The following is a 25,886-nucleotide window of genomic DNA, read 5'->3' as shown; positions in this document are numbered from 1 at the left end:
TTTCGCGGTCTGCGAACGGATTTGGGGTACAGATTGCGCCGTCAGGTGCGGTCGTCGGTCGGCGCGGCGGTCGCGGCGGCAGCGAGCCGCCGAGCCCGCAGGCGCCCTTCGGCGGCCGCCCTGCGCCGCTCGAAGAAGGGCAGGAACACCCCGATGAGCGGCCCGACGCCGAACGCGAAGATCACCGTCCCGACCCCGACCGGCCCGCCGAGGAGCCAGCCCACGAGCAGCGCGGAGCCCTCGATCAGCGTGCGCACGATCCAGATCGGCCAGCCGGTGATGCGCACGAGCCCGGTCATGAGCCCGTCGCGCGGGCCGGGCCCGAGCTGGGCCGCGATGTAGATGCCGGTCGCGACCGAGAGCAGCAGGATGCTGCCGGCGAGCATGAGTGCCTGGCCCCAGAGCTCAGTCGGGCTCGGGATGAGCCAGAGCCCGAGGTCGGCCGCCGGGCCGACGAGCACGGCGTTCAGCAGCGTGCCGACGCCGACCCGCTGCCGCAGCGGGATCCACAGCAGCAGCACGAGCCCCGAGACCACGACGGTCGCGGCGCCGTAGCTCATCGGCAGGTGGTTCGCGATGCCGAGCGAGAGCACGTCCCAGGGGCCGACGCCGAGCGTCGCCCGCACGAGCAGCGCGAGCGAGATGCCGTAGAGGAACAGCCCGACCATGAGCTGCGCGACGCGCGCGCTCGTGTCTGCTGCGCCCAGCGAGTCGATGGGCAGGAAGAGACGACGGATGCGGTGCACGGCTCCATTCCACCGCCTCGGTCGAGCGCGCGGGCGGACCACTGCATGAGAAGTGGCTCGCCCGCAGCAGTCCACTGAGGCGTCGTCGTGCGGCAGGATGAGCGCATGGCATCCCGGCTCGGCACCCATCTCGGCGAGTGGCAGGCGACGACGGCCGTCGCGCAGTCGCTCGCCGACCGCATCCGCATGCTGCTGCTCGACGGGCGCATCACCGTCGGCGAGCGGCTCCCGAGCGAGCGAGCGCTCGCCGCGGAGCTCGGCCGCTCTCGCGCCACGATCGCCCGCGCCTACGAGCTGCTGGAGTCGGGCGGCTACGTCGCCAGAGCGCACGGCTCCGGGACCCGCGCGGCGCTGCCTGCCCAGCGCATCCATCGCCCCGCCGCCGCCGGGGACGGGGTGATCGACTTCACGATCGCCTCGGTCGGCTCGGCGCCCGGCATGCATGCGGCGACCGTGCGGGCCCTCGACCGGCTCGCCGGGCTGCTCGGCACCCCCGGCTACTCGCTCGACGGGCTGCCGGAGCTGCGCGAGCGCATCGCCGCCCGCTACGCAGCGCGAGGCCTGCCGACCGACCCCGACCAGATCGTCGTGACGAGCGGCGCGATGCACGCCCTCACCGTCGTGCTCGCAGCGTTCGGCGAGCGCGGTCGCGGCGCGCTCGTCGAGCAGCCGTCCTTCCCGCACGCGCTCGAGGCGCTGCGCCGCGCCGGCCACCGGCTGATGCCGACGCCGGTCTCGCCCGAGCAGGCGGCTGGTGAGGGTCAGGGCGGCGGTTGGGACGCCGCGCACCTCATCGAGACGCTGCGCGCGCAGCGACCGGCGCTCGCGTACGTGATCGCCGACTTCCACAACCCGACCGGCGCCACGATGCCGGAGCTCGAGCGGGCGCGGCTCGCCGCCGTCGCGCGCACCACCGGCACGCTGCTCGTCGTCGACGAGACGTGTGCAGAGCTCGACATCGACCGCGGCTGGACACCGCGGCCCTTCGCGGCGCACGGGCCGGCGCTGCTGATCGGATCGATGTCGAAGATCGCCTGGGGCGGCATGCGCATCGGCTGGATCCGCACCACGAGCGCCGAGCAGACGGCGCGGCTGCTCGCCGTGCGGCCCTCGATCGACCTCGGCAGCCCGGTGCTCGAGCAGTGCATCGCGATCGAGCTGCTCGACGACATGGCACCGCTGCTCGAGCGCGCGCGCGAGCGGCTCTCCGCCGGTCGCGCTGCCGTCGCCGCCGGCATCGCCCAGCACCTGCCCGGCGTCGCCATGCCGCGCGTACCCGGCGGCCTCGCCGCGTGGGTCGACCTCGGCGGACCCTGGTCGACCTCGCTCTCGCTCGGCGCGCGCGACCGCGGCCTGCTGCTGCCGCCCGGGCCGCGCTTCTCGCCCTCCGGCGTGCTCGATCGCTTCGCGCGCATCCCCATCACCTGGGAGCCGGAGGTCACGGCCGCCGCGATGGAGCGGCTCGGCGCCGCCTGGCGCGCGCTGCACGCGGGTGAGCTGCCCGACTCGACGCGACTGGCGGCATCCGCCGTCGTGTGATGCGGGCGCGGTGGCTTCGATAGCGGCGCTGCCTGGGCGTGCGCTCCCTTGACGCATCCGCGCATCCGCGCTTGCGTGGTCGGATGGCCGTCATCGGATTCCACGCCTCCCACGAGCAGATGCCCCCTAGCGCGCTGCTCGCCCACGTGCAGCACGCCGAGCGCGCCGGCTTCCACGCCGCGATGTGCTCCGACCACCTCGAGCCCTGGAGCCTGCGGCAGGGCCACAGCGGCCACAGCTGGTCGTGGCTCGCGGCGGCGCTCGCCACCACCTCGCTGCGGTTCGGCGTCGTGACGGCGCCCGGGCAGCGCGCGCACCCCGCGGTCGTCGCGCACGCGATCGGCACCCTCGGCGAGATGTTCCCGGGGCGGTTCTGGGCGGCGCTCGGCTCGGGCGAGAACCTCAACGAGCACATCACGGGCGAGGCGTGGCCCGAGAAGCCGGTGCGCGAGCAGCGCCTCGTCGAGAGCGTCGACGTGATGCGTCGACTGCTCGCGGGCGAGCGTGTGTCGCACGCTGGCGCGATCACCGTCGACCGCGCGCGGGTGTGGTCGCTGCCGACCGAGGTGCCGCCGCTCATCGGCGCCGCGATCACGCCGACCTCTGCGGCCGCGCACGCGCGGTGGGCGGATGGGCTCATCACCGTGGCAGGCGACCTCGCGGCACTGCGCGAGGTCGTCACGGCCTACCGCGACGCGGGCGGGCGCGGACCGGTCTCGGCGCAGCTGCACCTGTCGTGGGCGCCGGATGAGCGGGAGGCGCTCGCGATCGCGCGCGACCAGTGGGCCTTCGGCATCATCGCACCGCCTGAGGCCTGGGACATCGACCTCCCCGAGGAGTTCGATCGGCGCACCGCGAGCGTGACGGAGGAGCAGATCAGGGGCGTGGTCACGGTCTCGAGCGACCTCGCCCGGCACGAGGCGCGCATCGCCGAGATCATCGACACGGGCTGCGACGCCGTCTACCTCCATCACGTGGGGCAGCAGCAGACCGCGTTCATCGATGCCTTCGGCGAGCACGTGCTGCCGACGTTCAGCGGCGGAGCGGCGGCGTGACCCCGCGCCCGATCGAGTCGGCCGACCTGTGGTGGCGCAACGCCGTCTACTACTGCCTCGACATCCAGGTCTTCCAGGACTCCGACGGCGATGGTGACGGCGACATCCAGGGGCTGAACTCGCGCATCCGCTACCTCGCCGACCTCGGCGTCACGTGCCTGTGGCTCATGCCCTTCTTCCCCACCGCCGACCGCGACGACGGCTACGACATCACCGACTTCTTCGCCGTCGACCCTCGGCTCGGCACGCTCGGCGACCTCGTCGAGCTGCTTCGCGTCGCCCGAGCCCACGGCATGCGGGTGATCGTCGACTTCGTCATGAACCACACCTCCGCCGAGCATCCGTGGTTCGTCTCCTCGCGCTCGTCGAAGGCGTCGCCGCACCGCGACTGGTACGTCTGGCGGGATGCGCCGCCGCCGAACCCCGACCCGCCCGTCTTCCCCGGCGAGGAGGACTCCACCTGGACGAAGGACGAGCGCACGGGGCAGTACTACCTGCACCACTTCCGGGCGCACCAGCCCGATCTGAACATCGCGCATCCGCCCGTGCAGCACCAGATCGAGCGCAACCTGGGGCTGTGGCTGCAGCTCGGGGTCTCGGGCTTCCGCATCGATGCCGTGCCCTATCTCTTCAGCGGAGCCGCGAGCCACGGCACCGAGACGGCCGGCGACTACGGCGGCGCGGAGCACCTGCGGCGCCTGGGCGAGTTCGTGACGATGCGGCACGGCGAGGCGCTGCTGCTCGGCGAGGTGAACCTGCCGCACGAGGAGCAGCTGCAGTGGTTCTCTGCTGACGGGAAGTCGGCGGGCCTGCAGCTGCAGTTCGACTTCGTCTCGATGCAGCAGCTCTTCCTGTCCCTCGCCCGCAAGGACGCGCATCCGCTGGCCGCGGCGCTCCGCGACCGGCCGCAGCTGCCTCCGACGGCGCAGTGGGCGAACTTCGTGCGCAACCACGATGAGCTGACGCTCGACAAGCTCGCCCCCGACGAGCTCGAGGAGGTCTTCGAGGCGTTCGCACCGGAGGAGGGGATGCGGCTCTACGGCCGCGGGATCCGGCGTCGGCTGCCGACGATGCTCGGCGACGAGCGTGCCGTGCGCCTGGTGTACACGCTGATGTTCTCGCTGCCCGGCTGCCCGGTGCTCTTCTACGGCGAGGAGATCGGGATGGGCGAGGCGCTCGAGGTGGAGGGCCGCTATGCGGTGCGCACCCCGATGCAGTGGGAGGCGGATGCCTCGGCCGGCTTCTCGACGGCGCCGCAGCGGCGCTGGACGCGGCCGCTGCCGGGTGGCGACTTCGGGCCCGATCGGGTGAACGTCGCCGACCAGCGGCGCGACCCGACATCGCTGTGGCGACACATCCAGCGACTGAGCACCCTCTACCGCGACACCCCGGAGCTGGCATGGGCGCAGCTCGAGGTGATCGGTGTGCGCCAGCGCGCGGTGCTCGCGCACGTCTGCCGCGGCGACGACTGGGCGATGCTCGCGCTGCACAACCTCGGCGACGGGCGCGAGGCGGTGCGGCTCGAGATCAGCGCAGACGACGGGCCGGTGACGCTCATCGACAGGTTCGACGACTCGTCCATGCGCGTCGAGGGCCGACTCGAGCTCGACCTGGACGCCTACGGCTGGCGCTGGCTGCAGATCTCCCCCGCGGACGCGACCATCCGCCGCGTCTGACGGGTTCAGCGGGGCGGGCCGTCGTACGGGCCCTCGCCGCGCGCGACGCCCTGCTCGACGAGCGCGCGCAGGGAGCGGTCGATGCCGCGCAGCGCGCGGACGGCGAGCACGATCGCGATCACGAGGCCGATCAGCAGCACGAGCCAGATCGCGGGGACGATGAGACCGGCGAAGCCGAGGTAGGAGGGGAAGCTGCTCATGCAGCAACGATCGCACACCGGCGGCGGACGCGAGGAAGGCCCCGACCTTCCGGTCGGGGCCTTCCTCGTCAGCGGGTGCTTACCAGCTCGACTTGGTCACGCCGGGCAGCTCGCCCGCGTGCGCCATGTCGCGGAAGCGCACGCGCGAGATGCCGTACGCGCCGACGTGGCCGCGGGGGCGGCCGTCGATGGCGTCGCGCTTGCGCACGCGCACCGGCGAAGCGTTGCGGGGCAGCTTCTGCAGGCCGAGACGAGCGGCCTCGCGCTCTGCATCGGTGCTGGTGGGGTCGACGAGCGCCTTCTTCAGCGCCAGGCGCTTCTCGGCGTAGCGGGCGACGATGACCTTCCGCTGCTCGTTCTTGGCGATCATGCTCTTCTTGGCCATTATCGCTCCTCTCGGAACTCGACGTGCTGGCGGACGACGGGGTCGTACTTCTTCAGCACAAGGCGGTCAGGGTTGTTGCGACGGTTCTTCTTCGTCACGTAGGTGTAGCCGGTGCCCGCGGTCGAGCGCAGCTTGATGATCGGACGGACGTCCTGCGACTTCTTCGCCATCAGAGCTTCACCCCTCGTGCCTGCATGTCACGGACGACGGACTCGATGCCACGGGCGTCGATGACCTTGATGCCCTTGGCCGACACGTTGAGCGTCACGCTGCGCTTGAGCGACGGGACGAAGTAGGTCTTGCGCTGCACGTTCGGGTCGAAGCGTCGCTTCGTGCGCCGGTGCGAGTGCGAGATGTTGTGCCCGAAGCCTGGGACGGCTCCGGTCACCTGGCAAACGGCTGCCATGATTCCTCCAGAGTGGTTACCGTGGGCCGAAGCCCACCCAAGATCACTTGCCTGCCCACGCCACTGCCGAGCCCTTGCGGGCGCTGGAGGGGGCGTGTGCTGCGCGGCCGAAGCCGCACCAAGGATCGAGTCTACGGCACGCGCGCGCTCCTGGGCAAGACCGAGCCAGAGTGCGGATGCGCGGAGCGCGTGAGCGGTCAGCGCGCGCTGGGCGGGAACACCGGTTGTCCGTCGGGACCCATCGGGTAGGGCGAGCCGTCGGGGAAGGTCGGCCAAGGGAGCAGGCCGTTCGCGTCGGGCTGCTGCTGCGGCGGCTGCTGCGGCTGCTGCGGCGCCGGCTGCTGCGGCCACGCCTGCTGCTGCGGCCACCCCTGCTGAGCGCCGCCCGGCAGCACCGTGCCCGGCGCGACCCTCGGGCGCACGTGCTCGCCGCGCGCCTCCGCCTCCTGCCAGTCGAGGTTGCGGCGGTTCCAGAACAGCAGCACCGTCACCGATGCCGCGAGCGCCGTCACCACGATCGCGGCGACCGTGGCTCGCCAGTACCACTCCCCGAGCTCGATGCCGAAGGCTTCGATCGCGAAGTGCAGCGTCAGCAGCACGCCCGCCAGCCCCAGCAGCGCTGCGGCGATCTGGCCGAGGACGCGCCCGAACTGGGTGCCGGAGCGGTGGCCGAGGCTGATGAGGCCCCACGCACCGGCAGCGGCGGCGCGCACCACCAGCAGCGTCAGCAGCACGATGCCGAGCAGCTCGGCGAAGAACCACCCGGAGCCGAAGTCGTACTCGTCGACCATCTCGCCGGTGTCCCCGCCGCGCACCCAGATGGCGATCATGAGCACCGCGAGCAGGTAGGTGTTCGCGGCGACACCGATCACGAGCGGCGTGGCGGAGCGCCGCGCGAGCACCAGGTCGAGCGCCAGCAGCCCGGTGAAGGCCAGGAAGACCACCACCGTCCAGACCACGCGGGCCGCCTGGCTCTCGAAGTCGCCGACGAAGATCAGCACGACCGTGATGAGCGTGACGATCGCCAGCAGGCACATGCCCACGAAGAGCACCGGCTGGATGCCCATGATGCGGCGCGGCGCGGATGCGGCCGGTCGGCGCACCGTCTGGGTGTCGGGAACCTCGGACTGCTGGGTGCCGTAGGGGCTGGGCGGGTTCGTCACGGACGACCTCCTCGATCGATGCGCCCAGTCTCACAGGGCGGCGAGGACAGCGCCAGCGGCGCGCGCCCGGGTGTGGAGAGCGTCAGCGCGCGGCTGCGCAGGCCGCGCACAGCCCGAAGATGTCGACCACGTGCTCCGGCTCGACGAAGCCGTGCTGCGCGGCGACCTGCCCGGCCCAGCGCTCGACGGCGGCGGCCTCGAGCTCGACCGTGCGGCCGCAGCTGCGGCAGATGAGGTGGTGGTGGTGCGTGGGCGTGCACGCCCGGTAGAGCAGCTCGCCGCCCGACTGCAGCGCATCCGCCTCGCCGTCCTCGGCAAGCGCCGCGAGCGCGCGGTAGACGGTCGCGAGGCCCACGGTCGAGCCGGCGCCGCGCAGCGACTGGTGGAGCGCCTGCGCGGAGACGAACTCGTCGCTCGCCGCGAGCGCCTCGCGCACGGCTTCGCGCTGACGGGTGGGGCGGCGGGTGGTGTCGGTCATGGCTTCCTCGCCTCGATAGTGGCATGCGCGGCGCCACCGCGCCCACTCGGCAGCCGCCGGGCGGGGCGCGGCGACGACGCAGCGGGCGCGCGGGGCGCGCCACGACGACCGCCGGCGAGCCAGGCGAGCGCGTAGAGCAGCGCAGCGACGAGGGCGATCGCGCCACCGGCGGCGATGTCGAGCGCGCGCGAGGCCAGGAGGCCGAGCGCGCCGGAGACGACCCCGCCCGCGGGTGCCAGCACGAGCATCCATCGCCAGTCCCGCACCACGAGCCGCGCCGCCGCGGCCGGAGCGACGATGAGCGCGACGCCCAGGATCGCACCGACGACGGGCATGATCGCCACGACGGTGCCGGCGATGAGCACCAGCGAGGCGAGCTCCGGCAGCCAGGGTGCGAGGCCCGCGCGGCGGTAGCCCTGCTCGTCGGCGCTCGAGAAGAGCAGGTGGCCTCCGAAGAGCGCCCACGCGGCCAGCGCGACGACGAGCACGGCGCCGGTGAGCGCGAGGTCGGCGCCCGTCACCGCGAGCACCTGGCCGACCAGGAACGACTCCACGTCGATCGCGAGCGGCGACACCGACTGCAGGAAGGCGCCGAGCGCGAAGCCGGCGGTGAGCATGATGCCGGATGCGACGGACGGCCCCTGCGAGCGGATGCGGCCGATGCCGACGGCGATGCCGATGAGGGCGACCGCTGCGACCGCTGCACCCGCCGGGACGGACAGGCCGAGGATCGCGGCGGCGACCGCGCCCGGGAACGTCGCGTGCGTCAGCGACATCGTGAAGAAGGCGCGCTCGCGCAGCACCACCAGCACGCCGACGACACCCGCGAGCGCGCCCGCGAGCACGACCTCGACCATGGCGAGGCCGAAGAAGTCCAGGCCGGCCATCAGCGCGCCACCGCCTGGGTCGGGCGGATGCGCGCGGCGCGCCCGCGCAGGGCCCCGGCTCCCAGCGCCACCAGGTACGCGACGACCATCGTGAGGGCGACGGTCGCGCCGGGGGCCGCATCCACGCCCGCCTCGGCGAGCTGCACGACGATCCAGAGGCCGATCCAGCCGGTGAGCGCACCGAAGAGCACGGAGACCGCGATCGCCCCCGGCAGCGACCGCGTGAGCGCCCGGGCGGCGGCCGTCGGCACGATCACGACGGCCAGCGCCAGCAGCGTGCCGACCGAGGCGGACGCGGCGACCACCACGAGCGCGATCGCGATGGTGCCGACGATCTCGAGCGCGAGCACCGGCAGGCCGGCGCGGCGGGCTCCGGCGGGATCGAAGGCGGCGAACAGCTGCTGGCGCCCGGTCGCGACGATCAGGCCGACGGCGATGGCGATGAGCGCGACCGCGACGCCGAGCGAGCTCCAGGTGATGGTGAGCAGCCGGCCGAAGAAGAAGTCGGAGAGGCTGCCGCTCGATCCGCCGCCGATCGAGACCAGCACGACGCCGAACGAGAAGAAGGTGGTGAGGACGATCGCGACGGCGGTGTCGCGCGGCTGCCCGCGGCGCGAGAGCAGCGCGAGCACGACCGCGGCGGCGAGCGCCGCGCCGAGCGCGCCGGGCAGCAGGCCCGCCGTGCCGCCGAGCGCGGCGCCGATCGCGAGGCCGGGGAAGACCGCGTGCGTGAGGCCGTCGGTCGAGAACTCGAGGCGCCGCAGGTGCACGAGCATGCCGACGGTGCCGGCCGCGACAGCGAGCGCCACGAGCAGCAGCAGCGGCCGACCGAGGAAGGGCGCGGTGAACGGTGTGAACGGGTCGACCAGGGACGAGAGGTCGACGCGTGCCGCGAGTGCAGCCGGCGTCATCCGGCGTCGCGCCCCGCCCGCTGCTCGTCGGAGCGCGGGTGGTGGCCGTGCTCGGTGGCGTGGTGCTCCGTGGTCGCGAGGGTGTGGCCGTCGATCTCCATCACGTGGCTCGCGAAGGCAGCCTCGACGCGCTCGAGGGTCAGGACGCACTCGGTGTCGTCGAAGGCGATCTGGCGCTGGTTCACGAGCAGCGTGCGATCGCAGACGAGGCGGGCGAGCTCGAGGTCGTGCGTCGTGATGATGAGGGCGACGCCCCGGTCCTTCAGCGAGCGGATCGTCTCGACGAGCGCGTCGCGCGAGCCCTGGTCGAGCCCGTTGAAGGGCTCGTCGAGCAGCAGCAGCCGGGGCTCGCTCGCGAGCGCGCGGGCCAGCAGGCCGCGCTGGCGCTGACCGCCGGAGAGATCGCCGAAGCGCGTGCGTCGCAGCTGCTCGAGCCCCACGGCCTCGAGCGCATCGGCGACGACGCGCCGGTCGCCGCTGCCCGGCCAGCGCAGCCCCAGGCGCGGCGTGCGGCCCATGGCGACGACCTGCTCCAGGGTCACGGGGAAGGCCGGGTCGATCTCGCTCGTCTGGGGCAGCGTGCCGATCTCGCCGCGGCCGCTCGGCACCCGGAAGACGCGCGCATCGTGCCGGGCGAGGCCGAGGATGCCGGTGAGCAGCGTCGACTTGCCTGCACCGTTCGGGCCGATGAGCGCGAGCGCCTCGCCCGCGCGCAGCTGGAAGGAGACCTCCGTCAGCACCGGCGCGCCGCCGTAGCCGAAGGAGGCGTCCTCGATCTCGACGATCGCGGCGGGCTGCTGACTCATGTCAGCGATTCTGGCACCGCGAGCGGCTCGACCCCCCATGCGGTCACGATCGCGGTGATGTTGTGGATCTGCGCGTCGATGTAGGTGGCGGTGTCGCTGCCCTCCGGGCCGAGCGCGTCGGCCGCGAGCGCGTCCTCGCCCTCCCGCAGCTCGACGCCCGCCTCGCGGGCGATCGTCGCGGCGAGCTGCGGGTCGATGGCGCTCTCGCTGAACACGACCGAGGTGCCCGTCTCGCGGATCTCGGCGACGAGCTCGTCGATGTGCGCGGCGCTCGCCTCGGCGCTGTCGTCGAGGCTCGGCAGCACGGTGCCGACCACCTGCACGTCGAACGCGCGCTCGAGGTAGCCGAAGGTGTCGTGGGTCGTGACGACCAGGCGCTCCTCGACCGGCACCTGCTCGATCGAGTCGCGCATCCACGTCTCGAGGGCCTCGAGCTGCCCGACGTAGGCGGTGACGGATGCGTCGATGTCGAGCTCGGGGTCGGCGGCGGTCACGGCGGTGGCGATGGCCTCGGCCTGCAGGATCACGTTCGCGGGGTCGGACCACACGTGCGGGTCGAACTCGCCGTGGTCGTGACCCTCGTGGTCGTGCTCGGCGTGCTCCTCCGCCGTCTCGTGCTCGTGCTCGTGCTCGTGCTCGTGCTCCGCGTGCTCCTCCGCCGCCTCGCCCTCGTGCTCGTGCTCGTGGTCGTGGCCGGCGTGCGGGTCCTCGTCAGCCGCGATCAGCTCGAGCTCGCTCGAGGTGTCGACCATGGTGCCCGCGAAGCCGGAGGCCTCGACGGTGTCGTCGAGCCAGCCCTCGAGGCCCGCGCCGTTGATGACGAGCAGGTCGGCGTCCGCGAGCGCGCTGAGCGCCGCGGGGCCGGGGTCGAACGAGTGCGCGGATGCGCCCGGCTGCAGCAGGCTCGTCACCTCGGCCGAGTCGCCGACGATCTCGCGCGTGACGTCGGCCAGCTGCGTCGTGGTGGCGACGATCTGCAGCCTCTCGCCGGCGGCCCCGGTGTCCGCTGCCGCGCCGGGGTCGGCGCCGGCTCCCGCGCATCCGGTGAGCACGAGGGCGACGGCCGCGACGGTGCCGAGGGCGGGGAGCTTGCGCATGACGATTCCTTCTCAGCACGACGCCTTGCCGTGCCGCACCACGCTACGCGGTGCTGAGAACGATTGTCAATGTCGCACTGCAGTCCGTGCGCGCAGCAGCCGGAGCGCTGACGCCGCTCAGGCGCCGATCGCGCGCGGCTGCGCGCCGATCGCCTCGATCGCGGCGATGAGCGTGCGCGCATCGTGCGGGCCGCGGTGGCGCATCCCGTCGATGAAGAAGGTCGGCGTGCCGCGCGCTCCGCTGTCGTGGGCGCTCTGGGCGTGCCGTCGCACGCGCGCGTGCACCTGCTCGTCATCGCAGTCCTCGGCGAAGCGCTCGAGGTCGAGCCCGAGCTCGCTGGCGAAGCGCTCGAGGTCACCCGGCTCGAGCGTCGCCTGATTGGCGAAGAGCACGTCGTGCATCTCCCAGAACCGGTCCTGGCGCCCCGCCGCCTCCGCCGCGACCGCCGCTCGCCAGGCAGCGGGGTGCACGTCCGTGAGCGGCAGGTGCCGCACCACGTAGCGCACGCGGTCCCCGAAGCGCTGCTGCACCTGGCGCCACATGCCCGTCGCCTCGGCGCAGAAGGGGCACTCGAAGTCGAGGTACTCGACGACCGTGTGCCGCGCATCCGCCGGCCCGCGCGCGTGGTCGCGCTCGTGCACCGCGGGCGTGAGCGTCAGCGGCAGGTCGGCGGCGGTCTCGCCGAACCGGCGCCTGGCGACGCGGAAGATCAGCCAGCCCAGCAGCGCGGAGAGCACCATCGCCAGCAGCACGCCGACGACCGCCGGGCGGCGCTCCTCTGCCGAGTCGAAGGCGAGGCCGACGATCAGCAGCGACATCGTGAAGCCGATGCCCGAGAGCGCAGCACCGCCCATCACGCTGCCGAAGCCGACCCCGTCGGGCAGGCGACCGAGGCCGAACCGCACGATGAGCCAGGTGCCGCCGGCGATGCCGACGAGCTTGCCGACCACGAGCCCGAGCACGATGCCCCACATGACGGTGGAGCCGAGCGCCTCGGGGATCGCATCGCCGCGCAGGTCGATGCCGGCGTTCGCGAGCGCGAACACGGGCACGATCACGAGGGAGACCGGAGTCCGCAGCGCGTTCGAGAAGCGCTCGCTGACCGCGATCGAGCGCGCCAGGCCGCGCTGGGCGTCCCGCGCCATCGAGGCCTCCGGCGACTGCCAGTAGGAGACGAACAGGTGCTTCGCGCGCATGACGCCCTGCCGCTCCGGCGCGAAAGCGGGGATCAGGAGGCCGGCGGCCATGCCGGCGATCGACGGGTGGATGCCCGAGAGCAGCGTCGCGAGCCACAGCACCACGATCACGAGGACGTAGGGCGCCGTGCGCCACTCGCGCAGCCTGCCCAGCAGCCACAGCAGGCCGAGGCACAGGGCGGCGACCACGAGCGGCCACACCCGGACCTCGTCGGAGTAGACGACCCCGACGATCAGCACCGCGAGGAAGTCATCGACCACGGTGAGCGTCAGCAGGAAGATGCGCAGCTGGTTCGACATCCGCGGCCCGACGAGCGCGAGCGTGCCGAGCAGGAACGCGGTGTCGGTGCCGACGACCGCGCCCCAGGCCTGCGGGGCGTCGCGGCCGGCGACGACGAGGAACAGCAGCGCAGGGAGGGCCACCCCGGCAGCGCCCGCCACGAGCGGCGCGAGCGCCCGCGAGCGATCGCGCAGCGACCCGACGGCGAGCTCCTGCCGCACCTCGAGGCCGATGAGCAGGAAGAAGACCACCATCAGCCCGTCGTTCACCCAGTGGTGCAGGCTCAGCTCGAGCTGCTCGTCGCCGAACGCGATCGCCACCGGGGTCTCCCAGAACTGGGCGATCGGGTGCGAGAGCGGCGAGTTCGCCAGCAGCAGCGCGACCGCCGTCACCGTGATCAGCATGATCGCGCCGCCGCTCTCGGACCGCAGTCGGTCGAGCCAGCGCGCTCTCGTCGTCGCATCCCGCATGGTGCCTCCGCGCTCACCCTAACCAGCCGAGCGATCGTCAGAGAGCGCGCGTAGGCTCGCTCCATGGCGACCAGCAACGACATTCGGCAGTCCGCGATCACCACGGCCCTCGGCTCGCAGCCGAGCATCGATCCCCCCGCGGAGCTCGAGCGCCGCATCGGCTTCCTCGTCGACTACCTGCGCTCGACGGGGGCGGGCGGCTTCGTGCTCGGCATCTCGGGCGGGCAGGACTCCACGCTCGCCGGGCGCCTCGCGCAGCTCGCGGTCGAGCGGGTGCGAGAGAGCGGCGGCGAAGCGACCTTCGTCGGCGTGCGCCTGCCCTACGGCGTGCAGCACGACGAGGAGGACGCGCAGCTCGCGCTCGACTTCATCGCGGCCGACCGCGAGGTCACGGTGGACGTGAAGCCCGGCGTCGATGCGCTCGAGGCCTCCGTCGAGGCGGCGATCGGCCCGGTCAGCGACTACCACAAGGGCAACGTGAAGGCCCGTGCGCGCATGATCGCGCAGTATGCGGTCGGAGGCCAGCTGGGCCTGCTCGTGCTCGGCACCGACCACGCCGCCGAAGCGGTCACCGGCTTCTACACGAAGCACGGCGATGGCGGGGCCGACGTGCTGCCGCTCGCCGGCCTCACCAAGGGCCAGGGCAAGCAGCTGCTGCGCGAGCTCGGCGCACCCGAGCGGCTGTGGCAGAAGGTGCCCACCGCCGACCTGCTCGATGACAGGCCCGGCCAGACCGACGAGGCGGAGCTCGGCCTGCAGTACGAGCAGATCGACGCATTCCTCCGCGGAGAGCGGGTCGAGGATGGCGTCGCCGACCAGATCATCGCCCGCTACGACGCCACCGAGCACAAGCGCCGCATGCCGGTCGGCCCCGACGACGCCTGGTGGCAGGGCGAGCGCAGCTAGTCGAGCAGCAGCGCGGGCTCCTCCAGGATCGCCGCGACGTCGGCGACGAAGCGGCTGATCACGTCGCCGTCGATCGCGCGGTGGTCGAACGAGCCGCCCACCGTGGTCACCCAGCGCGGCCGCACCTCGCCGTCGACGACCCACGGCTTCTGCCGGATGGTGCCGAGCGCGATGATCCCGGTCTCGCCCGGGTTCAGGATCGGCGTGCCGGTGTCCATGCCGAAGACGCCGATGTTGGTGATCGTGAACGTGCCGTGCTGCATGTCGGCCGGCTGCGTGCGCCCCTCGCGGGCGGTCGCCGTCAGCTGCTGCAGCGCCGTCGCGAGCTCGAGCAGCGACAAGTCCTGCGCGTCCTTGACGTTCGGCACCAGCAGGCCGCGCGGCGTCGCCGCCGCGATGCCGAGGTTGACGTAGTGGTGCACGACGAGCTCGTCGCCGGTGAAGGTCGAGTTGACCTGCGGCGAGCGGCGGATCGCCCACAGGATCGCCTTGGCCATGATCAGCAGCGGCGAGATCTTCACGCCCGCGAAGTCGGTCGACGCCTTCAGCCGCTGCACGAACTCCATCGTGCGCGTCGCATCCACGTCGGTGAAGACCGACACGTGCGGCGCTGTGAACGCCGAGTCGACCATGCCCTGCGCTATCACCTTCCGCACGCCCTTGACCGGGATCCGCTCCTCGCGGCCACCGGACCACTCGGGCGCCTGCAGGTTGCGGAACACGGTCGCCTGCTGCGCCGCCTGCACCACGTCGTCGCGCGTCACCTCGCCCGCGAGGCCCGAGCCCGCCACGGCGGCGAGGTCGACGCCGAGGTCCTTCGCGAGCTTGCGCGTCGGCGGCTTCGCGATCACGGGCGAGGCGGATGCCGCGGGCACCGAGGCGGGCCGCACGGGCTGCGTGGGCGCGGGCACCGAGCGCACCGTGTGGGGCTTGCGCCTGCGGGTCTCCGCGCCGCCGCGCACGCCGTAGCCGACGAGCACGGCCCCGCCGTCCTCGTCCTTCTCGACGGTGTCGGCGGTGTCCTGGGTGGTCTCCACCGCATCCGCGTCGCCCCCCGACACCCTGATGATCGGGGAGCCGACCTCGACGGTCTGGCCCTCGTCGACGAGCAGCGCCTCGACGGTGCCCTCGAAGGGGCTCGGCAGCTCGACGAGCGACTTCGCCGTCTCGACCTCGAGCAGCACGTCGTTGACGTGGACGGTGTCACCGGGCTTCACCCGCCAGGTGACGATCTCGGCCTCGGTCAGGCCCTCGCCCGGATCGGGCAGTCGGAACTCCTGCATGGTGCGCCTTCCGTCAGTAGGCCATGGCGCGATCGACCGCGTCGAGCACGCGGTCGGCGTCTGGCAGGTAGATGTCCTCGAGCTGCGCCGGCGGGAACGGGGTGTCGAAGCCCGACACCCGCAGCACCGGCGCCTCGAGCGAGTAGAACGCGCGCTCGGCGATCGTGGCGGCGATCTCGCTGCCGACCGAGACGTGGCCCGGCGCCTCCTGGGCGACGACCACGCGGCCCGTGCGGCGCGCGGAGCCTACGAGCGTCTCCCAGTCGATGGGCGAGAGCGAGCGCAGGTCGACGACCTCGCACGAGGTGCCCTCGCGCTCGGCGATCTGCGCCGCCTGCAGCAGGACGTGCACCATCGCGCCGTGGCCGATCAGGGTCACGTCGGTGCCCGGATGCGCGATGACGGCGCGGTGCATGCCCGTCACGCCGTCGAGGCCCGCGGCGGGCGAGGCGAGCACCTCGCCCTTCGACCAGTACTTCGACTTCGGCTCCAGGAAGACGACGGGGTCGTCGCTCGCGATCGCCTGCCGCAGCATCCAGTGCGCGTCGTTGGCGGTCGCGGGGCTCACGACCCGCAGGCCGGCCGTGTGCGCGAAGTAGGCCTCCGGGCTCTCCTGGTGGTGCTCGACGGCGCCGATGTGGCCGCCGTAGGGGATGCGGATCACGACCGGCATCCGCACGGCGCCGCGGTGGCGCGCGGTCATCTTCGCCAGCTGCGAGACGATCTGGTCGAAGCCCGGGTAGACGAAGCCGTCGAACTGGATCTCGATCACGGGCCGGTAGCCGCGCATCGCGAGCCCGATCGCGGTGCCGATGATCCCCGACTCGGCGAGTGGCGTGTCGAGCACCCGGTCGCCGCCGAACTCGGCGTGCAGGCCGTCGGTGATGCGGAAGACGCCGCCGAGCGGGCCGATGTCCTCGCCCATCAGGAGCACCCGGTCGTCCTCGCGCATGGCGGCGCGCAGGCCCGAGTTCAGCGCCTTCGCGATCGGCATGGTGGTGGGAGCAGCAGGCTCGGTCATGCGTCGCCTCCGAAGCTCGACTCGAACTCGGCCAGTGCGCGCTTCTGCTCGGTCATGAGCGGATGCGGCTCGGCGTAGACGTGGTCGAAGATGTCGTCGCTCATCGCGGTGCCGGCAGCCAGCGCCTGGCGGCGCATGTCGGCGGCCAGGTCGGCCGCCTCCTGCTCCTGCTCCGCGAGCGCGGCGTCGGCGACGCCGAGCGAGCGCAGGTGCGTGGCGAGCCTGGCGATGGGGTCGCGACGCCGCCACGACTCCTCCTCGTCGCTCGTGCGGTAGCGGGTGGGGTCGTCGCTCGTGGTGTGCGCACCCATCCGATAGGTGTCCGCCTCGATGTAGCCGGGCGTGCCCTGCCGTGCCGCGTCGAGCATCCGCCGCGTCACCGCGAAGGAGGCGAGCGGGTCGTTGCCGTCGACCCAGGCGGCGTCGAGCCCGAAGCCACGAGCGCGCTCGTGCAGCGGGAAGCGGCTCTGGCGGGTGGAGGGCACCGAGATCGCCCACTTGTTGTTCTGCACGAAGAAGACGATCGGCGCCTCGTAGCTCGCGGCGAAGACGAGCCCTTCGCTCGCGTCGCCCTGGCTCGCAGCGCCGTCGCCGTAGAACGCGATGACCGCCTCGTCGCGCTCGGCCTCGCCCGTGCCGCACGCGCCGTCGAGCCGCACGCCCATGGCGTAGCCCGTCGCGTGCAGGGCGTGCGTGGCGATCACGAGGGAGTAGATGCGCATGCCGCGCGTCTCGAGCGGGTCCCAGCCGCCGTGGCGCGCGCCGCGGAAGATGTCGATGATCTCGTGCATCGTGACGCCGCGGTGCAGCGCGATGAGGTGCTCGCGGTAGGAGGGGAAGATCGTGTCCTGCTCGCGGGCCGCCCAGGCGGCGCCGACCTGCGCGCCCTCCTGACCGATCGAGGGCACCCAGAGGCCGAGCTTGCCCTGCCGCTGCAGGTGGCCGGCCTCGATGTCGAAGCGGCGCGTGCGCACCATCTCACCGTGCATCGCCAACCGGTCCTCGGTGCTCAGCTGCGCTGCGATCGCCTGCCACTGCTCGGTGGCGGCGCTCTCGACGAGCACTCCCTCGGCGTCGAGCAGGCGGATGGGCTCGGCTGCCTGCGGCGCCCGGGTCGCGTCGGCAGCGGTCACTGCAGCGCCTGGATCGCGACGGCGGCGGCGAGGATGTGCTCGTCGGCCTCCGGCTCGCCCACCGAGATGCGGGCGCCGCCGGGGAAGACCTTCGCGACGATGCGGTTCGCCTCGAGGATGTCGTGCACCTGCTCCTCCTGGCCGGGCTTCGCGGGCACCCAGAAGAAGTTGCCGTGCGGGCGGGGCACGCGCACGCCCGCGTCGACGAGGCGCTGCCAGAGCGCGTCGCGCTGCTCGGCGAGCCGCTCGATGCGGGAGTAGGTCTCGCCGGCGTGCTCGAGCGCGGCGAGCGCGGCGGCCGAGCCGAGCGCCGTCTGCGAGAGCGGCACGCCCGCCATGTCGGCGCCGCGCAGCACCGCGGGGTCGCCGACCGCGAAGCCGACCCGGAGGCCCGCGAGGCCGTGCGCCTTGGAGAAGGTGCGCAGCACGACGACGTTGTCGTGCGCGCGCTGCAAGGCGATCCCGTCGACGGTCGGCACGCGCACGAACTCGATGTAGGCCTCGTCGAGCATGATCAGGACGTCCGCGGGGACCTTCGCGATGAAGGCGTCGAGCGCCTCGCGATCGACGATCGTGCCGGTGGGGTTGTTCGGGCTGCAGACGATGACCGCACGGGTGCGCTCGGTGATCGCGTCGGCCATCGCGTCGAGGTCGTGCGCGTGGTCGGCGTCGACCGGCACCTCGATCGCTGACGCGCCGCCCATCCGCACAAACAGCGGGTAGGCGTCGAACGAGCGCCAGGCATAGACGACCTCGTCGCCGGGGCCGGCGACGGCGTGGATGAGCTGCTGGATGAGCGCGGCGGAGCCGTCGCCGATCAGGATGCGCTCGGCGTCGACGCCCAGCTCGCTCGCGAGCGCCGCCTTCAGCTCGGGGCCACCGGGCCGGGGATAGCGGTTGACGCGCTCGGCCTCCCGCTGCACCGCCGCGACCACCGCGGGCAGCGGCGGGAAGGGGTTCTCGTTGCTGGAGAGCTTGAAGCCCCCCTGCGGCGCTGGCCGCCCCTGCTGGTACGGCGGTACCGCCGCGATCTCGGGTCGAAGTCGCACAGTCACCTCCTCAGGCTATTGCGAGCGGGCGGCCGCCGCAGGGATATGGGTGCGCGCCGAGGTGTGCGCCGAGGTGTGCGCCGAGGAGATGGTGCGACAATCCCCGTATGCGCTTCCTGCTCCGAGTGATCTTCACCGCTGTCGCGATCTGGCTCGTCACCTTGTTCGTGGGCGGCATCCACATCGTGCCCTTCGGCGAGGAGGGGTGGCAGGTCGCGCTGACGACGCTCGGCGTCGCGCTCGTGTTCGCGATCGTGAACGCGACGATCGGCAACGTGATCCGCATCGTCGCCTTCCCGCTCTACATCCTGACGCTCGGGCTGGTGTCGCTGTTCGTGAACGCGTTCCTGCTGATGATCGTCCACTGGATCTCGGAGGCCGTGGGCTACGGCCTGCAGGTCGACGGCTTCTGGTGGGGCATGCTGGCCGCCGTCTGCATCGCCTTCCTGACCTGGCTCATCACGATCGTCACGCGCCCGATCTTCGGCAAGGAGCGTCCGCGCGAGCGCTGAGGCGCTACGTCACCGCCTTCGCAGGTGCACGCTGACTCCTGCCACCCCAATGCCGCCGACGGCACCTCCTGCGAGACGCTCCTGATAGGCGTCGTAGGCGAAGTCGTCGAGCGCGTCGAGCGTGTCGACGTACTCCAGCCCGGAGTGGCGCGCGAGCGGGCCGGAGCCGTGCGCCTCCGCACTTCGCACCATCGTCGTCGCGTGCACGCTCTGGTCGCCCCAGCCGTCGAGCGCCGGCACGACGTCGCCGTGGTGCGCGACGCTGAAGACGGCGACGTGCGGCGGGATGCCGGCGGCGTCGACCGGGCCGCCAACGAGCAGCGCGGTCTGCACGTCGAACTCGCCTGACGCGGCGACGTTCGCCGCCGCGCCGGCGCCCTGCGAGAAGCCGAAGAGGTCGACCGCGTCCCCTGGCTCGACGCCGACGTCGCGCATCGCCTGTGCGACCGCGGCGCTCGAGCCGTGCAGCCGCGACCCGTCGTCGCCCGCGTTCTCGAGGTTCGCGCGCATGTCGAGGCCCGTCGTCGCATCCGGGCCGATCGACTCGGTGCCGCGCACGAAGACCTGGAAGCGACGAGAGCCGTCGGGCATGCGGTGCTCGTGGATGGTCACCTGGTCCTCCTGCTCAATGATGATGCGCATCGCCTCGGCCGGATCGGTCACCGGCGCATCGGGCACCGGGACCGGTCGACGGAAGGCAGGCTCCACGCGGCCGCCGCCCGTCGCGAGACCGGCACCGCCCGCTGCCGCGAGCGCGATCAGCCCGAACACCTCATCATCGCCGACCCGCGCCTCCAGCTGCGCTGCCATCGGCGCCGGGATGCCGAGCAGACCCGCGAGCGCCTCGTCGGTCGACTCGACAGCGAGCGCGAGCGCAGCGGTGAAGACCTGGTTCGCCATCAGCGCCTCCCCCGCCCGCTCCCAGAAGCGAGAGGTGTCGTCGAGGAAGCGCTGCACGTCCGTGCCGATCCGCGCGCCGTCCTCCGTCACGCGAGCGAGCAGCGCCGGGTGCAGCAGGAGCAGCCGGGCGGCGAGCGGCACCGCCACGAGCCCGAGCGCCACCGCCCACGGTGCCGCGGCGAGCAGCGCCGTGCGCGCGGCAGTGCCGAGCGCGTAGGCGACGCTGCCGGCGGTCTCCTCGATGATGTGCCGCACGGCATCCGACGCCCACTCGTAGCAGCGACCGGCAAGCGCGGTGTCGTCGTGCAGCCGGCCGAGCTCGTCGACGAGCCGCTGCGCCTCGACCGCGCGCTCGCCGATCGCCGCACCGCACATGCGCAGCATGGCGGCATCGACGCCGGGAGCGGCCTGCACCACCAGGTCGGGAGCGGCGCGCAGCGCGTGCAGCGCATCCTGCGCGCGGCCCTCCGCCTCGCGCAGCTGCGCGCACGCCATGCCCGTCACCGATGGATCCCAGGCCCGCAGCTGCTGACCGCCCGCGCTCACGAGGCCCGCCCGGTCACAGCGCGCCCCGGATCGACGACGCGAGCAGCTGCAGCGCGGTCGACTCGTCGAGCAGCTGCGCCCGCAGCGCCATCCCGCGAGCGTCGAACGCGTCGCGTGCGGGGCCGAGCCACGCCTCCTGACCCCGCAGCACCGCGAGCGACCCCGCGTCACCGAGCGCACGAGCCGCGCGCTCCACCGCCGCGATCGCCACGTGGGCCTCGGCTGCCGCGCTCGCCCTCGCGGCCGCGGCCACCGCATCCGTCATCGTCATCTCGCCACCTCGTCTCGACGCCGGGTCGCACGATGGCACGGCCCGCGGGCGCGGTTGAGCCCCGCCTCGGAGAGGTGCTCGGCGAGCGCCGAGGTCTGCCGCGGGTAGCGGGAAGTGGGGGTGTGGAGGGCTGGGTCTCGTGACGCGAGCGGCCTGGGGCCGCGCGCTCCTCGACCTGCGGGCGAGCGCGTGCGCCAGAATGGAGCCGTGACCATCGACCGGGAGTTCGCCGACGCGACGCGCTTCCGCGTCTGCTTCGTGTGCACCGGCAACATCTGCCGATCCCCCATGGCCGCGACCGTCTTCGAGCACCTCGCCAAGAAGCACGGCGTCGCCGAGCGCCTGCTGGTCGCGAGCGCGGGCATCAGCGAGTACCACGTGGGCGAGACGGCCGACCCCCGCACCCTCGTCGCGCTCACCGACGCGGGCTACGACGCCGTCGCGCACCGCGCGAAGCAGTTCAAGGCGAAGTGGCTCGACTCCTTCGACCTCGTGATCGCCTTCGACCGCGGTCAGGAGCGCGCTCTGCGCTCGCTCGCCCGCAGCGACGAGCAGGAGTCGAAGATCCGCCTGCTGCTCTCGTTCGACCCCGAGGCGGCCGGCTTCGACGTGCCGGACCCCTACTACTCGGAGGACGCCTTCTTCGGCACCGTCCTCCACCAGATCGAGACCGCCGTCAGCAGGCTGTTCCGACAGATCCAGCCAGCCATGCGTCCCTGAAGGAGCCCCATGCCCCTCCCCATCCAGCCGCTCTCACCCCTCGACGGCCGCTACCAGCGGCAGACCTCGGCGCTCGCCGAGCACCTCTCCGAGGCGGGGCTCAACCGCGCCCGCGTGCACGTCGAGGTCGAGTGGCTGCTCTGGGTCGCCGAGCACGGGCTCTTCGGCGCCACCCCGGTCGAGGCACATGACGCGGATGCGCTCCGGCAGTGGGCTGCGGCGTTCGGCGAGGAGCAGATCGACTGGCTGGCCGAGAAGGAGGCGGTCACCCGCCACGACGTGAAGGCCGTCGAGTACCTCGTGCGCGACCAGCTCGAGCAGCAGGGCCTCTCGCGCCTCTCGGAGGCGGTGCACATCGCCTGCACGAGCGAGGACATCAACAACCTCTCCTACGCGCTCACCATCCGCTCCGCGGTGGCCGAGGTCTGGATGCCGGCGTTCCGCGCCGTCATCGATCGACTGCGCGAGCTCGCGCTCGAGCACCGCGACCGGCCGATGCTCTCGCTCACCCACGGCCAGCCCGCGACCCCGACGACGCTCGGGAAGGAGCTCGCGGTCGTGGCCTGGCGCCTCGAGCGGCAGGCGAAGCGCATCGATGCGGTCGAGGTGCTCGGCAAGTTCGCGGGCGCCACCGGCACCTTCTCGGCCCACGTCGTGGCCGAGCCCGGCGCCGACTGGCCCGCCACCGCATCCGCCTTCGTCGAGTCGCTCGGGCTCACCTGGAACCCGCTCACCACCCAGATCGAGTCGCACGACTGGCAGGCGGAGCTCTTCGGAGCGATCTCGCACGCCGGCCGCATCCTGCACAACCTGGCGACCGACGTGTGGACGTACATCATGCTCGGCACCTTCACGCAGATCCCGATCGCAGGCGCGACCGGCTCGTCGACGATGCCGCACAAGATCAACCCGATCCGCTTCGAGAACGCCGAGGCCAACCTCGAGATCGCCGCTGCCCTGCTCGACTCGCTCTCGGCGACGCTCGTCACCAGCCGCCTGCAGCGCGACCTCACCGACTCGTCGACGCAGCGCAACATCGGCGTCGCCCTCGGGCACTCGCTGCTCGCGCTCGACAACCTGCGCCGGGGGCTGAGCGAGATCGCGGTGTCGGATGCGTCGCTCGACGCCGCGCTGGAGGGCAACTGGGAGGTGCTCGCCGAGGCGATCCAGACCGTGATCCGCGCCGAGGTGCTCGCCGGCAGCTCGTCGATCGACGACCCCTACGCGCAGCTCAAGGAGCTCACGCGCGGCCAGCGCGTCGGCCAGGCTGAGCTCGTCGCCTTCGTCGACGGCCTCGACATCTCGGATGCGGCGAAGGAGCGCCTGCGCCGCCTCACGCCGGGTGCCTACACGGGGGTCGCGAGCGCGCTGGTCGACCGCCTGCCGTAGGCCGCTCGGCTCTGCACCCGGCCCCGCCGACGCGACGGGTAGTTCTGCCCATCGCGTCGGCCGGGCGATCGCCCTAGCGTGAGCACATCGGTTCGATAGGGGTGGTGTGACATGGCGATGAACCTGCCGGGTGAGCTCGTCTGGGTGCTCGACATGCTCGGGTACGACTGGCCTCCGCTCGACGAGGACGAGATGCGCCGGGCTGCGGGCATCATCCGCACGTTCTGCGCCGATGTCGAGGGAACCATCGAGGTCGCGGACTCGCGCATCAAGAACGACGTCGGCTCCGCGATGAAGGCGCAGGCCGCCCAGTCGTTCGGCAACGCCTGGGACACCAACAAGTCGCAGAACATCCAGAAGCTCATCGATGTGCTGGAGCCGGCGGCGAGCGGCGTCGACATCGCGGCCGACGCCGTCTTCGCGCTCAAGGTCAAGGTGATCGCCGAGCTCGTCATCACCGCCGCGCAGATCGCTGCCGCGGCAGCGAGCGCGGTCTTCACGCTCGGCGCGAGCCTCGCGGCGAACGCCGCCATCATCGCGCTGCGCAAGAAGCTGCTCGACGTCGCGACGAACATCGCCATCGACCAGCTCGCGCAGCAGCTGCTGCCGATGATCATTGAGCCCCTGTTCAACCAGGCGGTGCCCGCGGTGATGGCGATGCTCGACTCGCCGATCGTCGAGGGCCAGGTCGGCGACGTCGACAAGTTCGGCGCCGACCTCGATGCGCTCGACACCGCCGCGAACGACCTCGAGAGCAACGCGAGCGACCAGGAGGCGCTCGCCGACGACTTCCTCACGCAGCTCTCCTCCTGCCAGATCTTCACGGAGTAGTCGATGTCGCAGCTCAAGATCATCACGAAGCAAGCCGTCGACGCGCTGCAGGAGGTGCTGCCGCAGATCGCGCGAGGCGTCTCGCGGCAGTCGACGCGCGCGAAGAAGAAGATCGTCGCGATGTCGAAGGCGATCAAGGACAAGGACCTCGAGCTCGCGAGCCGCGTGCGGCGCCACGACGTGCCGCCGCACCGCCGCACCGAGCTCGACGTCGACATCCCCGGCTTCCGCAATCGGCGCGGCTACGACCAGGGCGAGTTCGACGACCAGGTGCGCGAGCAGCTGGACACGCTGCAGGACATGTCGATGCTCGAGTGGATCGCGCGCCGCGGTCGCTACGCCGACGGCGGCAGGCCCAGCGCATCCCGCGCGGCGCAGCAGGCGGCGCGCGACCAGGCAGAGATCGATCACCTGACCGAGCTCCTCGACGCAGGGGTCGACTACGACGATGCCCTGGCCCAGACGAGCAGCTGGATGAGCAGCCAGGCCGCGCTCCATCGGCTCGACGGCGTCGCCGGCGGCAACGTCACCGACATCTCGGGGCTGGGCGCCGGCGGCATCAACTCGTCCATCGGCGGGCAGTGGAGCTCGCGCATCCGCCAGATCGACATCGCGGTCGCGGACTTCGTGCAGAGCAACCCCGGCATCGACCTGTCCACCGTCTTCATGAACGTCACCCAGCTGCCGTGACGACCCTCGCTAGGTTGGAACCATGATCGAGATCCCTGACTTCGTCGCGCACGCCCCCCTCGCCCCAGAGGTCATCGCGCGCTATCGCGACCGGGTCCCGGCAGAGCTCGTCGAGATCTGGGAGCAGTACGGGACGGGCACCTTCGCCGAGGGCTTCATCCGCATCATCGATCCGCAGCAGTACGAGGACGGCGTCGGCGACTGCATCGGCCGAGTGGTGGACTCCACCGAGTCGATCCCCGTCATGGTCACCGGCCTCGGCGACCTCATCACCTGGGAGCCCGGCTCCGGCCTCATCGCCCTGATCTACCGCGAGGAGCGGCTCAGGGGCGTGGGCTCGTCGATGCAGGCGTTCTTCACCCCCGTCCGCGCCGGCGGTGCGAAGCACCTCGCGTTCCTGTTCGACTGGGGCCTCTTCCCGGAGGCGGTGCAGGCGCACGGCGCGCCCGGCTTCGACGAGTCCTTCGTGTTCGTGCCGCTGCTGTCGCTCGGCGGCAAGAAGAAGGTCGCGAACCTGAAGCCGCGCAAGACGATCGAGGCCATCCGCATGATGGTCGAGTTCCAGGGCCGCATCGAGCACTGACCGCATGACGGCGCGTCAGGAGTTCTCCTTCACCCTCCCGCCCCGCGGGCCGCAGCCCGTCGACGTCGTCCGGCAGGTCGGCGGCGCGGCGGTGCGGGGGCGTGCGGCGGCTTCGCTGCGTCCACGGCTCGAGTCCCTGCTCGCACAGCTCGCCGAGCAGGCCGATGCGGTGCGCGACGGAGCCACGATCGAGCGCCCCTGGAGCCCGTTGACCGTTCGACGCGACGGGCAGGGCCTCGTGCTCGAGGTCCCCGACTTCGATGCGGAGCCCCTGGAGCGCCGGACGACCGATCTGACGACCGTGCTCTCCATCGAGGCTGCCTGGGAGCGCGTCGCACGGGCGATCGCACTGCCCGCACAGCCCATCCGCTCTGACGACACCTTCCTCGCCGTCGCCGGTTGGCAGCGCTGCGAGCTCCTCACGATGTCGCGCGTCGAGCATCCGGGTGCCGGCGACTCCGGGTGGTTCATCGAACCGCACGCCGACGAGCCCGGCACCTGGGATCCGGAGCAGCAGGAGAAGCTCTCCGCCTGGATGGTGCAGCTGCTGCGGCCGGCGATCGTCCGCGCGGCGGCAGCGCCCGCCGGGATCGCAGCGGTCATCCAGGGCGACGACATCCGCGTGCTGGTGGATCAGGCAGACGGATCCGTGCGGGCGCACGGCCTCCTGTAGTCCACCGAGCACGAGAGGCCCGCACCGTGCAGGTGCGGGCCTCTCGTGCTCAGCGCGACGGGCGAGCGCTCGGCTCGCCGGCG

The 25,886-nt window shown here is 72.4% G+C and carries 29 protein-coding genes; 11 read left to right on the top strand and 18 right to left on the bottom strand.

The features are described from left to right. Positions 1-41: 41 nt before the first annotated feature. The gene (yczE, locus tag BQ6202_RS12925) at positions 42-746 is read right to left on the bottom strand and encodes a membrane protein YczE (RefSeq protein ID WP_234946213.1); all 705 of its coding nucleotides are present in this window, start codon (positions 744-746) and stop codon (positions 42-44) included. Between the two features lie 105 nt (positions 747-851). Here yczE and yczR point away from each other — a divergent pair, with 105 nt between their 5' ends. The 3 genes from yczR to BQ6202_RS12910 all read left to right on the top strand — a co-directional run bounded on the left by yczR (position 852) and on the right by BQ6202_RS12910 (position 5,016). Then, positions 852-2,285: a MocR-like transcription factor YczR gene (gene yczR, locus BQ6202_RS12920; RefSeq protein WP_072314802.1), complete on the top strand. Its 1,434-nt coding sequence runs from the start codon at positions 852-854 to the stop codon at positions 2,283-2,285. An 83-nt stretch (positions 2,286-2,368) separates the two neighbouring features. Beyond that, complete coding sequence (locus tag BQ6202_RS12915; protein ID WP_072314801.1) at positions 2,369-3,340, top strand: TIGR03885 family FMN-dependent LLM class oxidoreductase; 972 nt, start codon at positions 2,369-2,371, stop codon at positions 3,338-3,340. Continuing rightward, positions 3,337-5,016: an alpha-amylase family glycosyl hydrolase gene (locus tag BQ6202_RS12910; RefSeq protein ID WP_072314800.1), complete on the top strand. Its 1,680-nt coding sequence runs from the start codon at positions 3,337-3,339 to the stop codon at positions 5,014-5,016. Before BQ6202_RS12915 ends, BQ6202_RS12910 begins: the two co-directional genes overlap by 4 nt. 5 nt (positions 5,017-5,021) lie before the next feature. On the opposite strand, the gene BQ6202_RS12905 is transcribed toward BQ6202_RS12910, so the two are convergent. From BQ6202_RS12905 to nhaA, 11 genes are all read right to left on the bottom strand, one after another. Further along, a complete protein-coding gene (locus BQ6202_RS12905; protein ID WP_072314799.1) occupies positions 5,022-5,216 on the bottom strand; it encodes a hypothetical protein in 195 nt (64 codons plus the stop codon). A gap of 79 nt (positions 5,217-5,295) precedes the next feature. Further along, a complete protein-coding gene (gene rpsN, locus BQ6202_RS12900) occupies positions 5,296-5,601 on the bottom strand; it encodes a 30S ribosomal protein S14 (RefSeq protein WP_072314798.1) in 306 nt (101 codons plus the stop codon). After that, complete coding sequence (gene rpmG / locus BQ6202_RS12895) at positions 5,601-5,771, bottom strand: 50S ribosomal protein L33 (RefSeq protein WP_072314797.1); 171 nt, start codon at positions 5,769-5,771, stop codon at positions 5,601-5,603. The genes rpsN and rpmG overlap by 1 nt, the downstream gene beginning before the upstream one ends. Then, positions 5,771-6,007, bottom strand: a complete 237-nt coding sequence (gene rpmB / locus BQ6202_RS12890) for a 50S ribosomal protein L28 (RefSeq protein WP_072314796.1) — start codon at positions 6,005-6,007, stop codon at positions 5,771-5,773. Before rpmB ends, rpmG begins: the two co-directional genes overlap by 1 nt. A gap of 197 nt (positions 6,008-6,204) precedes the next feature. Further along, positions 6,205-7,170 carry a hypothetical protein gene (locus tag BQ6202_RS12885; RefSeq protein WP_072314795.1) on the bottom strand — a complete coding sequence of 322 codons (966 nt, stop codon included), beginning with the start codon at positions 7,168-7,170 and terminating at the stop codon, positions 6,205-6,207. A gap of 82 nt (positions 7,171-7,252) precedes the next feature. Then, positions 7,253-7,648 (bottom strand): Fur family transcriptional regulator, encoded by a 396-nt coding sequence (locus tag BQ6202_RS12880; RefSeq protein ID WP_072314794.1) that lies wholly within the window; start codon positions 7,646-7,648, stop codon positions 7,253-7,255. Continuing rightward, the gene (locus BQ6202_RS12875) at positions 7,645-8,535 is read right to left on the bottom strand and encodes a metal ABC transporter permease (protein WP_072314793.1); all 891 of its coding nucleotides are present in this window, start codon (positions 8,533-8,535) and stop codon (positions 7,645-7,647) included. Before BQ6202_RS12875 ends, BQ6202_RS12880 begins: the two co-directional genes overlap by 4 nt. Then, entirely contained in the window at positions 8,535-9,446 is a 912-nt protein-coding gene (locus BQ6202_RS12870; RefSeq protein WP_072314792.1) for a metal ABC transporter permease, read from the bottom strand. The genes BQ6202_RS12875 and BQ6202_RS12870 overlap by 1 nt, the downstream gene beginning before the upstream one ends. Next, complete coding sequence (locus BQ6202_RS12865; protein WP_072314791.1) at positions 9,443-10,252, bottom strand: metal ABC transporter ATP-binding protein; 810 nt, start codon at positions 10,250-10,252, stop codon at positions 9,443-9,445. Before BQ6202_RS12865 ends, BQ6202_RS12870 begins: the two co-directional genes overlap by 4 nt. Beyond that, positions 10,249-11,349: a metal ABC transporter substrate-binding protein gene (locus BQ6202_RS12860; RefSeq protein ID WP_072314790.1), complete on the bottom strand. Its 1,101-nt coding sequence runs from the start codon at positions 11,347-11,349 to the stop codon at positions 10,249-10,251. Before BQ6202_RS12860 ends, BQ6202_RS12865 begins: the two co-directional genes overlap by 4 nt. Before the next feature lie 117 nt (positions 11,350-11,466). Beyond that, positions 11,467-13,296 (bottom strand): Na+/H+ antiporter NhaA, encoded by a 1,830-nt coding sequence (gene nhaA / locus BQ6202_RS12855; protein ID WP_072314789.1) that lies wholly within the window; start codon positions 13,294-13,296, stop codon positions 11,467-11,469. 63 nt (positions 13,297-13,359) lie between these two features. On the opposite strand from nhaA, the gene nadE reads away from it, so the two are divergent. Beyond that, positions 13,360-14,202 carry an ammonia-dependent NAD(+) synthetase gene (nadE, locus tag BQ6202_RS12850; protein ID WP_072314788.1) on the top strand — a complete coding sequence of 281 codons (843 nt, stop codon included), beginning with the start codon at positions 13,360-13,362 and terminating at the stop codon, positions 14,200-14,202. On the opposite strand, the gene BQ6202_RS12845 is transcribed toward nadE, so the two are convergent. From BQ6202_RS12845 to BQ6202_RS12830, 4 genes are read right to left on the bottom strand one after another with little or no spacing between them, the layout of a single operon-like run. Next, the gene (locus tag BQ6202_RS12845) at positions 14,199-15,485 is read right to left on the bottom strand and encodes a dihydrolipoamide acetyltransferase family protein (RefSeq protein ID WP_072314787.1); all 1,287 of its coding nucleotides are present in this window, start codon (positions 15,483-15,485) and stop codon (positions 14,199-14,201) included. The genes nadE and BQ6202_RS12845 overlap by 4 nt on opposite strands. Positions 15,486-15,498: 13 nt before the next feature. Then, positions 15,499-16,506, bottom strand: coding sequence for an alpha-ketoacid dehydrogenase subunit beta (locus BQ6202_RS12840; RefSeq protein ID WP_072314786.1), 1,008 nt, complete (start codon positions 16,504-16,506; stop codon positions 15,499-15,501). After that, positions 16,503-17,639, bottom strand: a complete 1,137-nt coding sequence (locus tag BQ6202_RS12835) for a thiamine pyrophosphate-dependent enzyme (RefSeq protein WP_072314785.1) — start codon at positions 17,637-17,639, stop codon at positions 16,503-16,505. Before BQ6202_RS12835 ends, BQ6202_RS12840 begins: the two co-directional genes overlap by 4 nt. Beyond that, the gene (locus BQ6202_RS12830; RefSeq protein ID WP_072314784.1) at positions 17,636-18,694 is read right to left on the bottom strand and encodes a histidinol-phosphate transaminase; all 1,059 of its coding nucleotides are present in this window, start codon (positions 18,692-18,694) and stop codon (positions 17,636-17,638) included. The genes BQ6202_RS12835 and BQ6202_RS12830 overlap by 4 nt, the downstream gene beginning before the upstream one ends. A gap of 101 nt (positions 18,695-18,795) precedes the next feature. Between BQ6202_RS12830 and BQ6202_RS12825 the strand changes: the two genes are divergently transcribed. Beyond that, positions 18,796-19,200 carry a phage holin family protein gene (locus tag BQ6202_RS12825; protein WP_072314783.1) on the top strand — a complete coding sequence of 135 codons (405 nt, stop codon included), beginning with the start codon at positions 18,796-18,798 and terminating at the stop codon, positions 19,198-19,200. Positions 19,201-19,209: 9 nt separating this feature from the next. Here the strand turns inward: BQ6202_RS12825 and BQ6202_RS12820 are convergent, their stop codons facing one another. After that, entirely contained in the window at positions 19,210-20,604 is a 1,395-nt protein-coding gene (locus tag BQ6202_RS12820; protein WP_143143731.1) for a hypothetical protein, read from the bottom strand. Positions 20,605-20,659: 55 nt separating this feature from the next. After that, positions 20,660-20,917 (bottom strand): hypothetical protein, encoded by a 258-nt coding sequence (locus BQ6202_RS12815; protein WP_072314781.1) that lies wholly within the window; start codon positions 20,915-20,917, stop codon positions 20,660-20,662. Between the two features lie 207 nt (positions 20,918-21,124). Between BQ6202_RS12815 and BQ6202_RS12810 the strand changes: the two genes are divergently transcribed. From BQ6202_RS12810 to BQ6202_RS12785, 6 genes are all read left to right on the top strand, one after another. Further along, the gene (locus tag BQ6202_RS12810) at positions 21,125-21,637 is read left to right on the top strand and encodes a low molecular weight protein-tyrosine-phosphatase (protein ID WP_072314780.1); all 513 of its coding nucleotides are present in this window, start codon (positions 21,125-21,127) and stop codon (positions 21,635-21,637) included. A 9-nt stretch (positions 21,638-21,646) separates the two neighbouring features. After that, positions 21,647-23,026, top strand: coding sequence for an adenylosuccinate lyase (gene purB, locus BQ6202_RS12805; protein WP_072314779.1), 1,380 nt, complete (start codon positions 21,647-21,649; stop codon positions 23,024-23,026). Positions 23,027-23,137: 111 nt separating this feature from the next. Then, positions 23,138-23,857, top strand: coding sequence for a WXG100-like domain-containing protein (locus BQ6202_RS12800; RefSeq protein WP_083587277.1), 720 nt, complete (start codon positions 23,138-23,140; stop codon positions 23,855-23,857). Between the two features lie 3 nt (positions 23,858-23,860). Next, positions 23,861-24,547, top strand: coding sequence for a polymorphic toxin type 15 domain-containing protein (locus BQ6202_RS12795; RefSeq protein ID WP_072314778.1), 687 nt, complete (start codon positions 23,861-23,863; stop codon positions 24,545-24,547). A gap of 22 nt (positions 24,548-24,569) precedes the next feature. Beyond that, a complete protein-coding gene (locus tag BQ6202_RS12790) occupies positions 24,570-25,130 on the top strand; it encodes a GAD-like domain-containing protein (RefSeq protein WP_072314777.1) in 561 nt (186 codons plus the stop codon). 4 nt (positions 25,131-25,134) lie between these two features. Further along, entirely contained in the window at positions 25,135-25,803 is a 669-nt protein-coding gene (locus tag BQ6202_RS12785; protein ID WP_072314776.1) for a hypothetical protein, read from the top strand. Positions 25,804-25,886 lie beyond the last annotated feature (83 nt).

This window comes from Agrococcus sp. Marseille-P2731 (genome assembly GCF_900117395.1).
Classification (GTDB): Bacteria; Actinomycetota; Actinomycetes; order Actinomycetales; family Microbacteriaceae; genus Agrococcus.
The sequence above is the reverse complement of the archived record's forward strand: the minus strand, read 5'-3'. Positions and strand labels throughout refer to the sequence as shown.